This window comes from Massilia sp. W12, assembly GCF_037300705.1.
Classification (GTDB): Bacteria; Pseudomonadota; Gammaproteobacteria; order Burkholderiales; family Burkholderiaceae_D; genus JACPVY01.
The window spans coordinates 5566665-5579121 of sequence record NZ_CP147776.1 but is presented as its reverse complement, the minus strand read 5'-3'; the positions used below and the strand labels follow the sequence as shown (position 1 = coordinate 5579121).

The following is a 12457-nucleotide window of genomic DNA, read 5'->3' as shown; positions in this document are numbered from 1 at the left end:
TGAGCGCAGAGGCATCGCACAACAGCGGCAAATGAAAGCAGAAATCAACCCCAACAAAATCGTGGTCTTGAGCGGGGCCGGCATCAGCGCCGAAAGCGGCTTATCGACCTTCCGCGCCAGCGACGGGGTCTGGCAAAGCCATGCCTGGCAAGAGTTGGCCAGTCCTGAGGGATGGCGCAAGAATCCGCAAGCGGTGCTGGCGTTTTATAACGAAAGACGGCGCCAAGCCTGGGAGGCGCAGCCGAATCCGGCGCATCTCGCGCTGGCCGCTTTGCAAGATGCGTATGAAGTCGTGATCATCACCCAAAATGTCGATAACTTGCACGAACGCGCAGGATCAAAGCAAGTCTTGCATGTGCATGGCGAGCTGGCGTATGCGCGCGGCCAGTCGGCCCAGGCGAAACGTTACCTGATCGGCGGCGCGCCGATCAGCTTGGGGCAGTTATGCGAAGATGGCACGCAATTACGTCCGGATATCGTCTGGTTTGGCGAAGAAGTGCAATATTATGCCGAAGCGCAAGCGCATATCGCGAGCGCCGCCAAGGTCTTGGTGGTGGGCACATCGCTGGCCGTGTTTCCCATCGCCGGCCTGGTCAAACATGCGCGCTATCATGCGCAAAAAATCCTGGTGGCGCTGGATGAGATGGAAAAACCCTGGGGTTACACCTTTATGCGCGGCAAAGCCGGTGAGATCGTGCCGGCGCTGGCGCAAACCTGGCTGGCGCAAGCAGGCGCCTGAATCAGCAGAACGCCATCATTGCGCCAAAAATCAGCGATAATCTGTAGCAATTTCCATCCCCGCCGCCAAGCCATACGCCGTAGAAAAAGGAGTCGCCATGCCATCCCAGGTTTCCGCCACCGCCACCTTGCAATGCACGTTCGGCGCCGCACCTTCCACTCTGATGGTGCTGCCGAAAAACCGCGTATTGGCGGAAGGCCCGCCAGCCGCGAATATCATGGACCATATTCCGATGCTGAATATTTTGCCGTTCGGCATGTGTCAGTCGCCGGCCAATCCGATGGTGGCCGCCGCCACCGCCGCCGCCATGGGCGTCTTAACCCCCATGCCCTGCATTCCCGCCACTTCCTCGCCCTGGATTCCGGGCGCGCCCACTGTGCTGCTGGGCGGCATGCCGACGCTGGATAATGTTTCCAAGTGCATGTGCAACTGGGGCGGGGTGATTTCCATCAATATGCCGGCCACCACCAAGACCATGGTGCCGTAAGTCCATCAGGAGCGCTGCGATGAGCGATCTGGAACAATTTTTGAGCGCCTGCCCGCCCGCCACACATGACGATTGCCGTCAGCTGGCGCTTATGATGCAGGAAATCAGCGCCGCCCCGCCCAAGCTGTGGGGCAGTATGCTGGGTTTTGGCGATTACCACTACCGCTACGCCAGCGGGCGCGAAGGCGATATTTTCCAAATCGGTTTCGCGCTGCGCAAAAGCGGCCTGGTGGTGTACTTAAATTGCCATCACACCCTGCAACTCGACGATTTGCTGACGCGCCTGGGCAAACACAGCATGGGCAAGAGCTGTTTGTATATCAAAAAACTGGCGGATGTGGATCAGGCGGTATTGCGTGAGATTGTGCGCATGGCGCATAGCGCCGTAAGCCAAGCCTGAGCGCCTGGCAGAATAGCGAAATAGCGGCCCTGCTCCCCATTTTTCTCCGCCTGACAGGCAGGCGCCGCACGAACTCGCAGACCGCGTTCAAAAACCCGGCCTGCGCTGACCGCGCATATTCATGCCTTGCTGTTCCTGGATATACCACTCGGTTTGCAACTCCTGCCCCAGTTTGCCGCGCAATTCCTGTTCCTGTTTCGCCGCCAGCGCTTGCACCGCTTGCAATTCGCGTTCGTGGCCCTGGCCTTGGCGCAGTTGCTGGCGCAGCAATTGATATTGGCGTTTGCGGTTGGCGCAGTAAGCCACAATCAAAGATCCCAATTTGCTTTGTTCCGGCTGCAGCTGCAGTTTGTCCCACCCCTGGCTCAGCTGGTAGCAGCGGTCCCAGGCGTGTACGCCTTCTTGCAACGCTTGCTCGATTTGCTGCGCCGGAATGCGCAGCTGCGGCGGCGTGGCCGGCATCGCCCCGGCCCCGGCTTCCTGTCCCTCTTCGCGGGCCGCATCCTGCGCGCCGGCTGCGCTCTCCGCTTGCGCGGCTTGCGCTTGCGCCAGGCGGCGGAATAAGACGGCGGGATTGGAAAAGTGGTCAATGATGGCGGCGATTTCCGGCAAGGGTTTGCGGAAGCGGTATTCGTCGGCTTGGTGGGTGTTGAGTTGTTGCCACACCAGCAACAGGCCGGCGCCGAACAAAATCAGCGCCGCCAGCCAGCGTTGCAGGGCGCCGGGTTGCAGGCGATCCAGCAAATAAATCATCAGGCCCAGCAACATGCCGATCAATAAACCGCCGACGTGGGCGGCATTGTCGATGCGCGCCAGCAACAAGCCGACCAGCAAGGTCAAGCCCAGCCCCATGGTCAACACGCGCACCTGGGTCAGGCGCTCAATTTCCTCATCTTTTTCCAGCTTGGGCATCAAGAGCCAGACCAGCAGCGCGCCGGACATGCCCATCACGGCGCCGGACATGCCAACCCCGACCGAGAGCGGCTTGAAACTCAAGCTGCACAAGCCGCCGCCCAGGCCGCTGAGTAAAAACACCACCAGCAACATGCGCCGGCCAATTTTGCGCTCCAGCAGATAACCCACGTCAAGCAGGGCAATCGTGTTCATCGTCAAATGCAAAATCCCGCCGTGCACAAACAGCGCGGTGAATAAGCGCCAGCCTTGTTCGCTGACGGTCAGGGGGCGGAAGTTGGCGCCCCAGGCGATCAGGGCTTGATGATGGGGATTGGCGAAATGCGCGCCGGAATACAGCATCGCCAGATACACCAGAATACAAATCAGGGCGATGCTGCTGCTGACCGGCGCTCTGCGCCACAGCGATTGCAAGAGGTTCATGGCTGCGCTCAGGGTTGCGGGAAGGGCGATTGTACCTGATGCGCTGCGCCACTTTAGCGGCGGGCGCAAAAACGGACACGGCCGCCCTGCGCCTGCCCGGGTTTACAGCGGGCTGTTTTCGCTGCCGCTGTCGTCACGGCGCGGACTGAGCGCCTGGGCGCGGCCAATGTCTTTGGCGCGGCTTTCAAACACAAAAGCGCCGTCGCGCACTTCGCTCAAGAACAGGCGTTTGCCTACCATATCGCCTTTTTCACTGAAGCTGTGCGGCCCGGTCACGCCCTGCCAGTTGCGGGTGCTGCGCAAGGCGTGGGCGATGCGTTGCGGGTCACGGCTGCCGGATTGATTGATGGCGTGCGCCAACAGACGCACCGCGTCATAACCTTGCGCCGCATGGCTGTCCGGCTTGACGCCGAAGCGCTTGCGGTAGCGTTCGACAAAGCTTTGCACTTCCGGCCGCAAGCTGTCGGGGTCGAACAGGGTAAACACGACGGTGCGTTCGAGTTCGCGTCCGCCCAGCTTGACCAATTCCGGCGAATCCAGGCCGACCCCGGCAAAGATCGGCGCCTTGATGCCGGCGCGCCGCATTTCCTGGATGATTTGCGGGCCTTCCGGCAGCGAGCCGGCGAAAAAGATGGCGTCAAATTTGAGGAAGGTGGCCCAATCATTGAATACGGCGCGGTGGTTGTCGGCTTCTTTGTTGTATGAGCGGCGATCCAAGACATGTAAGCCGAGTTCATTGGCGCGCTGTTCAAAGAAGTTGGCCAGATCGACCCCGTAATCATTCTTGATGTAATAAATCAACACATTGCGATAACCTTGCACCTGGGCATAGTCGCCAATCTGGCGGCCCTGGTCACGGTTGCCGGGCAGTGAGCGGAATACCAGACGGCTGTCGCCCTCGGTGATTTTTTGCCCGCTGGCGCCGGGGGTGAGCATGACGATGCCGGCGCGCTCATAGATTTGCGCCGCCGGTTGTGCGATATAGGTGTTCAAATGCCCGATGACAGCGGAAATCTGCGGATCATTGGCAAACTCCTGCGCCGCCAACCGGCCCCGGATCAGCGAAGATTCATCGTCTTTGGCCTGCATGCGCAATTTTTTACCTTGCAATACGCCGCTGCCGCTATTGATTTCTTCCAGCGCCAGCTGGGCGCCGTTGTACAGTGTGCCTTTGGCCGATTTCAGTGGCCAGGCCAAACCCAACACCACGTCCTGATTGTTGCTGCTGGCCAGTTGCTCTGAGCGCGTTTGCGCCGGCGATTTTTCTTCACAAGCGCCAAGCAGCATGATTGCGCACAGGGCAAAGCCCAACTGCCAGCAGCGTTTGCCTGAAAATCCTCTCATTTCTGTCCCCTTCTCTGCTTTCGCTGTCATGCGATCTGGCGTTTGGCGAGTTCCACGAACAAGCCTTCCTGCTGCATCAATTCGGCATAATTGCCGCTTTGTACGATGCGCCCTTTGTCCAGAACATAAATGCGGTCAGCATTGATGATGGTGGATAAGCGGTGCGCAATCACGATGCGGGTCGCATGCAATTGTTCAATACTCTTACTGACGATGGCCTGGGTTTGGTTATCCAGTGCGCTGGTGGCTTCGTCAAAGAAAATCACGCGCGGGCGGTTGACGATGGCGCGCGCAATCAATAATCGCTGCCGCTGACCGCCGGACAGCGCACCGCCGCCGCTGTCTATCATGGTGTGCATGCCCATTGGCATCGCTTCGATATCTTTATCCAGGCCGCAGGCGCGCGCGGCAGCCCAGGCGTCATCCAATCGCAAACCGGAGGAGCCGACGATATTGCTGAATAAATCGCCGCTCATCAATTGCCCGCCCTGCAACACCACGCCGAGCTGGCGACGCAAGGCGCCGAGATTGACCTCATCCAGATTATGGCCATCATAATAAATACCGCCGGAAATCGGTTTTTCAAAACCGAGCAAGAGCCGGAACAGGGTCGATTTGCCGGAGCCGGAGGAGCCGACCAGGGCCACAAATTCACCGGCCTTGATCGAGAGCGAGACATCATTCAGGATCAGCGGGCCATCGCTGCGATAAGCAAAACTGAGATTGGAAACTTCCAAGGCGCCATTCAATTCACCCGGATCAGGCTTATTGCTGCCGCCTTCAGGCGTGGCTTCCAGCAAGGGTTTGGTGCGTTCAAACAGGGGCAGCATTTCCAGCAAGTCGAGTACGCTGCGCGACAATGCCAGGCTGGTAGCCAGAAATGCAGCAAAAGCGGCATTGAAGGCAATGAAATCGCCGGTACGGAAATCTTCCTCACCTGCGACTTTGTTTTCCATCAGATAAATGATGAGGCTGAAAATCAGCATATTCGCCAACACCGGAAACACGCTGCTGAAGGCATTGCTGATAATGTTCAGACGGCCTGCCAGCAGACCATAACGCTTATGCTCAGCATAGCGACTGGCCCAGCGCGCAAAGGCGCGCCATTCCGCGCCGGTAACGCGCAATTTGGCGATGCCATGCAAAAACTCATAGGTAATCGCGCCCAATTTGCCATTCAATTCTGTCATCGGGCGCATATGCCGCATTTGCTTCCAGCCTATGCCGAAATTGACTGCGGTGGCAAACAACACCAGGCCCAGTGCGGCCCAGGCCAGCTCCACACTGTAGTAAAACAGCAAAAACACATTGAAAAATGAAAACAGGCTGCTCAACAGCGTGGCGATAAACGTACCGGACAACATGCGCCGGATTTCATTAATGCTGTTGATGCGCAAGGCCAGATCGCCCGCTTGATAATCACGGAAAAACGGCGCCGGCAAGCGCAACACTCTGTCCCAGATTGCGGCTTGCAGCTCGCTGCCGGCCTTGCTTTCGACGCGCAGCAAAGACCAGGCGCGCGTGATATTGAATAACAATGTGACTGCGCTGGTAATGAACAGCATCATCACCACCTGCCACATTTGCGCACGGTCGGCGGCGGGAAAGACGTTTTGGAATAAATGGCCGGTAGCGATTGGAATCGCCATGCCCAGCAAACCGGCGCACATGCCGACGATAAAGGTCATCCACAAATCATGCTTCACGCCGCGCAACACAAAATTCACCAGATCGCGCCAGTGCAGACTGTGCCATGGCAATGCACGGTAAAACATAAAAGCAAAAGAGCGTAATTCTGCGGCGAAATCTTCATCCACCTTGTGCTCGCGCCCGTCCGGGTGCTGCGCGCGGTAGCCGCCTGCGTGCGGCATCAAGGCCCAGACCTCTTCCTTATTGTCAAAACCCAGTAAAGGCCCGTAATTGCCTTCCCACCAGGCGCCACGCAAGGCGACTTGACGGAAACGCACGCCGGAGGCTTCGGCGATTTGCTGTACCGGATTAGTGCGCCGAATCGAATGCTGACGTATGGGTGGTTCGACGAATTCCAAACCAAGCGGCGCCCCCACCATATTGCAGGTTTGCACTAATGCATTGCCGTTGCCCAAACGCTGCCGGGTCAGCGCCGGATCATCGAACAGGCCGGCGAATTCGCTCATTGCATGTTGCATGCCTTGCTGCTCACTGGCGCGCTTTTTTTGCAAGCGGCTTTGTTCCTGCGCAGCTTGTCGGCGCACCTGCTGCGCGCACTGCTCCAGCATTTCCCCGCTCAGCAATTGCACGCCATCCAGCACTTGCGGCAAACTGAGTTGGGACAGATTGACGACCTCGGCCTGCGCCGCTGCGCTGAGTTTGATCCAGCAGGGATGCGGCAATAGCATATGGCGCGGGCCTGCCAGCCCGGCGCCATGCTGATATTGCGCATTGCCTTGCTGCAGAATCAGGCAAAGATCATCTTGCGCCGGGAAAAAATATTGATCCTGTTCGGGCTTGCATTCTCCCACCCCGATTGCCTTGGCCCCGTTGGGCGGGCTGATGCGATTGCAGGCGCCAATCAAACGCGCTGCGCTATGCAATAAGGCGCACGCTTCATCCTGCGCTTGTTGCAACAAAGGCAGGCAGGCCTGCATGCTGAGAATAGCCCATTGCGCGCCGGCATCCGGGGCCGCCAACATGCGCCAATCCGGCGCATGCAAGACCTGCGGCAACAAGATGAAGTCGCCGGCTTCCATGCGCAACACATGGTGGCGCGCGCCATCCTCGCCTTGCGCATTGAGCATGCTCAAAAAGATATCCACTTGCCCGGACTGCAGCAGCAGAAATTGCGGCGCCGCCAGATCAGCCACATGCAATTTGGCTGGCATCGATTGCGCCTGCGCCAACAAGCTTTGAAACAGAGTCGGCTTATTCATTCGCAATCAACCTCGCATAATGTCCATCCAGCGCCACTAATTCCTCATGTGTGCCGCGTTCCAAGACCTGACCTTTGGAGAGGAACAGAATTTCATCACAATCGCGGATCGCCGACAGCCGGTGCGCCACAATCAGGCAGGTGCAACCGCGACGGCGGAAACTGGCGTCCACTTCTTTTTCGGTAAGCGGATCAAGTGCGCTGGTGGCTTCGTCCAAAATCAAAATCCGTGGATTGGCCGCCAGCGCGCGCGCGATTTCCAGACGCTGGCGCTGACCGCCGGAAAAATTGCGCCCCCCTTCGCTGACTTCGCTGTCATAGCCGCCGGGGCGGTTGGAAATCACATCGTGAATGCTGGCGTCTTTCGCGGCTTGCACCAGAGTGTCGAGTGCAATGGTGTCATCCCACATCGAAAGATTGTCGCGGATGGAGCCGGAGAACATGGAAATGTCTTGATCCACCATCGCCACTGAATTCAATATCTGCGCCCGGCTCCATGCGCTGCGTGGCTGACCGTCGAACAGGATCTCGCCGCTCCAGGGTTGATACAAGCCGGACACCAGCTTGGATATCGTTGATTTGCCGCAGCCGGATGCGCCAACCAGGGCAACTTTCTGCCCCGGCTTTAAGCTCAGACTGAAATTTTCCAGCAAGGGCGGATCGAGCCGACTGTAGCCAAAGGTGATATTGCGCAATTCGAGCGCCCCTTCCAGCTTGGCCGGGCCGTCGTTGTCGCTGTATGCGCCCGGCGCATACAGCGGATCTCGCGGATTGCCCATTACATCTTCGATCCGGTTGATATCCCCCTGGAATGCTTGCAGTTTGTTGCTCAAACCCACCAGCGCATTCACCGGGGCGGTGAAACTCAGCACCAGGCTTTGAAAACCGACCAGCATGCCGATGGTCAAATCGCCGTCCACCACGCGGCTGCCGCCCAGTCCCAGCACCAGCGCGGTATTCAAGGCCGTCAACAGGGCCGGCATCTGGTCATACACAATGCTATGCCTGCGCACTTCCTGCATCGTATTCATCAATTTGGCGTGATAGCCGGACCAGTGACTGAAAAAATCGCTTTCATTACCAGAGGCTTTTAAGGTCTCGATCACGGTCAAACCATTCAGCGAGGCGCCGCTCAGCTTGCCGGCTTCGATTGACTGGCGCTGATTCAATTCACGCCGCCGGCGTGACGATACTTTCAACACCGCCACATTCACCAGGGCGATCATGATGGTGACCAGCGTCATACGCAAATCGTAAAACATCATGACTGCCGCAAAAAAAAGGGCGGTGAGCAAACTCAAAAAACCGCTGGCGATATCTTCTGACAGCACTTTCGCCATACGGTTTGCAATCCCGATGCGGGAACTGATATCGCCCGCACTGCGCTGAAAATAAAAGCCGACCGGCAATTGCAGGACATGCGCAAAAAAGCGGCTGGCGGTGACCAGATCGACCTTGGTTTCCAGTTTGAGCAGGTAATAGCGTTGCATGGCGGTCAGCACGCCCAACAAGAGCGCACAGCACAACATACCGGTCAGCAAGGGCCATAGCCAACCCGTCATTTCTTTGACCAGAATATTGTCGATGAAGATGCTGGAAAACGCCGGAATCACCATGCCCGGCAACACCAGCAGCAGGCCCAGCACAATCAGATACGCTAAGGCGTTGCCGGAACCAGCCAGCTTTTGCTGCAGGCTGCGGCGCAAACTGGGCGCCTGGCCGCTGGGCTTGAAATCCGGCCCCGGCGACATTTCCAGCCAGACGCCGGTGAAGGATTTGTCGAATTCATCATGGCTGACGCGGCGCTTGCCGCTGGCCGGATCATTCAGCAGCACATGATCTTTGGTCTGCCCCTCATACACCAGGAAGTGATTGAAGTTCCAGAAAATAATCGCTGGCGCCGCCATCTTTTTGGCCGCTTCCAAACCGACTTTGAAGCCCTTCGCCTGCAAACCGTATTGGCGCGCCGCAATCAGCACATTCGCCGCCTTGCTCCCGTTGCGGGACACGCCGCAGGCGGTGCGCAATTCTTCCAGCGGCACATATTTGCCGTAGTAGGCCAGCACCATGCTAAGTGAGGCGGCGCCGCATTCCAACGCATCCATTTGCAGTGTGGTGGGGGTATCCACCGGGCGCGGCATGGCCTGGTCGCGTCCCTGCCACCGCGCCAGCAAGTTATTCACGACGTCCTTCATTGCCCGCTCATTTTCCGCAAGAACGGCAACACCAGCGCAATCGGGCGCTGTTCGCTCAAGGTAATGTCAGCCGCGCACAGAGTGCCGCTTTGAATCGCAAACGGCGGACCTTGCCGGGTTGACCATTCATAATTGCCGGGATTGCTGGCCGATGGTTTCAGGCTGGCCACCATTTGAATCGGCGGGTTGGAGCCGGTCAATTGTTTGACCAGACTTTCATTGCCGAAAATCCGCATCAAGCCCTGGTCGGTGGAGGGATATTCGGCCACGCTGCCGATAAAGGCGTGCAGGAAACCGTATTCTTCGCGTTTGACCGTGCTGGGGCTGATTTCCACCCGCATGCCGGGCTTGATCTTTTTGCCATCCGCCGCCGGCAAATAGACATAGGCTTCAATCTCATTCACACTCGAACCGGCGGCTTCAATCGACAGCAGCTGCGTGCCACGATCCACCAATTGTCCTTCGCTGACTTTCACTTCGAGCACGCGCCCGGTGTATTGGCTGACCACCAAGGACGAGGTTTTGGCTTCGCGCAGGGCCAGATTGATTTGCCTTTGCACATCTTCCAGTTGATTTTTGGCCTGGGTGACTTCGTTTTCACTTTGCTTTTGCTCTTCCAGACGGCGCACTTCCAATTGTTTCAACTCAGACTTGATGTTTTCCGCATCCAATTGCGCGGCGCTCAAATCAAGCTGGGTGGCGATCACGGTTTGCTTGGTCAGCAAGCCCTGGGCAAATAAATTGTTTTGCGATTCCAGGCGTTCTTGCAGCAATTTAATTTTATTGGCATTGGCCTGTTGCCGGGTCTGCAGTCCTTGCAATTGCTGGCGATTGGTGTTTCCCCGCAGTTGCACCACGGTCGCGGCCATTTTCGAGGCTTGCGCATATTGCGCCTGCACTTCTTTTAAGCGCGCTTCCATACCCTTGATTTTTTGCAATGCGTCTAACTGCTCGATGCGACCGATGATCTGCCCGCGCGTCACCATATCGCCACGCTCGACTGACATATCGGTCAATCTGCCGCCAGCCACGCTGGCGACTATGCTGACCCCGCCGCTTTTCACCAAAATGCACTGCTGAGCGTTGATTTTGGTCGGGACAGAGCCAAACAAGGCCCACAGCAGCAGCATGATGATCAACAAAGCGAGGCCGGCGAGGGCGAGCCAGGCGCGCCGGCTGACCACCTGCAACAAGCTGTCGAGTTGTTCAGGAGAAGACAGCCGCTCCATGGCGACCTGACGGAAAATCGTATTTTTTTTCATGGCGTCATATTAGGGGCAGACTGCGCCAGCAGGCGTTGAATGTTTTGCAGCGAGTACAACGCCACCGGGTCAATTTCATAGGCCCGCCCCGCATCTTGAGGCGGCAGCAGACATGCGCTTTCATGCAACAGACTGCCCAGCGCTTTGGCGAAATCGGCTTGCAAATTGATCAGCGCCGCTTGCGCGCCGTTATAGCGTCCCTCAATCGTAATCACGTCGATCAGGGTGGCGATGCCATTGCGCTGTTTGGTGATTTCCTGGCGCACCGCCAATTCATATAATTCCAGGCTGCGCCGGGCGGCCTGCAGCTGGCGCGCGGTGACTTTGGTTTTTTGCAATGCGGAATTGAATGCGGACATGGCCTGATTGCGCAAATCGCGCAAGCGCACTTCGCTTTGCGCCAGCGTCGCCGCATTCACGCGCGCCGCGCCGCTGGCGGCATGATTTTCCGGCGCGAATTCATAACTCAGGCGCGCAAACACGGTCGGTTCACTTTGCGTATTGCCGGCGGCAAAGGGAAAACCCAGGCGCGAGCCGCCTTCCGAGGCGCGCGCCATGCTCACGCCCAGATTCAAATCCAGTTTCGGCTTGCGCGCCTCATCGGCTTGCTTCACATTCAGGCGCGCCTGCTCTAATTGTTCCTGCGCTGCGCGCACATCTGGGCGCTGGGCCAGCGCCAATTGCTGCAGGCGCGCGCCCTGCTCCAGAATATTGTCCAGCTGCTCTTGCGGCTGCGGAAAACGTTCCAGCGGTGCGCCCAACACGCTTTCACTGTCTTTGCCCAGCAGACGCGCCAGATTGCGGCTGCTCTCTTGCAATGCCAGCTCGGCTTGCAGCAAATTGTTTTGTTTATCGGCCAAATCCGCTTGCAACAGCACCAGATCGCCACGCGGCTTCTCATTCGCATCCACCAGTTTCTGCGTGGAATCGAGTAATTGGCGGGCGCGTTGCACAGAGCCTTGCGCCAGCGTCAATTGCTGATTGCGCGCCAGATAATCCCAATACGCCGCCATCACGTTTTGCAACACCTGCGAGGTCTGCTGGCGCATGGTGTGCAAACTGGCTTGCGCGGCGCGCTCGGCGGACTGCAGGCGCAAGGCGTCGCCATTTTCATGCCGCCCGCGCCACAGTGGGATATTGAAATTAAAACTGACGGTGGTTTTGTTTTGCTGCAGTCCGGTGATTCCAGCGGTATCCGTGTTTTGCTGCGCGCTGGCGCTGATGCCGTAGTCAAGCGACATGCCGTTTTTTAATTGCTTTTTGAAGCCGGCCTGCAAATTGGCGCTTTGATTGCGTGTCTGCAGCGGCTTGCCGTTGGCGCCGTTTTGCGCGCTCACATTCACGGCGCGCTCTTGCCGCGCGGAGGCGCTCAGACTCAAATCAAACGCCCCCTTGGCCTGCTCAAGCTGTCCCTGCGCACTTTCGACCTGTTGAATTTGCAGCAGCACATCGCCGTTTTGTTGTAAAGCCAGGCGCAAGGCTTCGGCCAAACGCAATTCCTGCGCCTGCGCCAACGGCAGAAAAGTAAATGCGAGGCATGCGCAAATCATGCGCGGTGCGCTGGTAATTGTGCAATTCATGCGCTACGAACCAAGAAAAGGGGAAAACCGGGAAAATTGAAGAACATGTTTCAGCTTGCATGGTGAACAGCAAACCAAGTTCTGCCGGGCGAACAGAATATCACACTCTTTACAAAAAGCAACATTTAATGCATTCCCGACATCTTCCCTCCCTGCTTCGCTCCGCTTTCATCGCGCTGCGCATACATAAAAAAGCCTGCCGCAGCA

9 protein-coding genes are annotated in these 12457 nt (G+C 57.7%); 3 read left to right on the top strand and 6 right to left on the bottom strand.

Annotation, left to right across the window (positions count from 1 at the left end):
- Nucleotides 1-31 precede the first annotated feature (31 nt).
- The 3 genes from V8J88_RS22915 to V8J88_RS22905 all read left to right on the top strand — a co-directional run bounded on the left by V8J88_RS22915 (nucleotide 32) and on the right by V8J88_RS22905 (nucleotide 1626).
- On the top strand, nucleotides 32-739 hold the full coding sequence (locus V8J88_RS22915; RefSeq protein ID WP_338846585.1) for a Sir2 family NAD-dependent protein deacetylase: 708 nt from the start codon (nucleotides 32-34) through the stop codon (nucleotides 737-739).
- Nucleotides 740-836: 97 nt separating this feature from the next.
- Nucleotides 837-1226 carry a DUF4280 domain-containing protein gene (locus V8J88_RS22910; RefSeq protein WP_338846584.1) on the top strand — a complete coding sequence of 130 codons (390 nt, stop codon included), beginning with the start codon at nucleotides 837-839 and terminating at the stop codon, nucleotides 1224-1226.
- A gap of 19 nt (nucleotides 1227-1245) precedes the next feature.
- On the top strand, nucleotides 1246-1626 hold the full coding sequence (locus tag V8J88_RS22905; protein ID WP_338846583.1) for a DUF1801 domain-containing protein: 381 nt from the start codon (nucleotides 1246-1248) through the stop codon (nucleotides 1624-1626).
- An 87-nt stretch (nucleotides 1627-1713) separates the two neighbouring features.
- Here the strand turns inward: V8J88_RS22905 and V8J88_RS22900 are convergent, their stop codons facing one another.
- The 6 genes from V8J88_RS22900 to V8J88_RS22875 form a co-directional block, all read right to left on the bottom strand.
- Nucleotides 1714-2961 (bottom strand): rhomboid family intramembrane serine protease, encoded by a 1248-nt coding sequence (locus V8J88_RS22900; RefSeq protein WP_338846582.1) that lies wholly within the window; start codon nucleotides 2959-2961, stop codon nucleotides 1714-1716.
- Nucleotides 2962-3063: 102 nt separating this feature from the next.
- Entirely contained in the window at nucleotides 3064-4305 is a 1242-nt protein-coding gene (locus tag V8J88_RS22895; protein WP_338846581.1) for an ABC transporter substrate-binding protein, read from the bottom strand.
- 26 nt (nucleotides 4306-4331) lie between these two features.
- Nucleotides 4332-7214: an NHLP bacteriocin export ABC transporter permease/ATPase subunit gene (locus tag V8J88_RS22890; protein ID WP_338846580.1), complete on the bottom strand. Its 2883-nt coding sequence runs from the start codon at nucleotides 7212-7214 to the stop codon at nucleotides 4332-4334.
- A complete protein-coding gene (locus tag V8J88_RS22885; protein WP_338846579.1) occupies nucleotides 7207-9408 on the bottom strand; it encodes an NHLP family bacteriocin export ABC transporter peptidase/permease/ATPase subunit in 2202 nt (733 codons plus the stop codon). Before V8J88_RS22885 ends, V8J88_RS22890 begins: the two co-directional genes overlap by 8 nt.
- Nucleotides 9405-10670 carry an NHLP bacteriocin system secretion protein gene (locus V8J88_RS22880; protein ID WP_338846578.1) on the bottom strand — a complete coding sequence of 422 codons (1266 nt, stop codon included), beginning with the start codon at nucleotides 10668-10670 and terminating at the stop codon, nucleotides 9405-9407. Before V8J88_RS22880 ends, V8J88_RS22885 begins: the two co-directional genes overlap by 4 nt.
- Complete coding sequence (locus V8J88_RS22875) at nucleotides 10667-12250, bottom strand: TolC family protein (RefSeq protein ID WP_338846577.1); 1584 nt, start codon at nucleotides 12248-12250, stop codon at nucleotides 10667-10669. Before V8J88_RS22875 ends, V8J88_RS22880 begins: the two co-directional genes overlap by 4 nt.
- Nucleotides 12251-12457 lie beyond the last annotated feature (207 nt).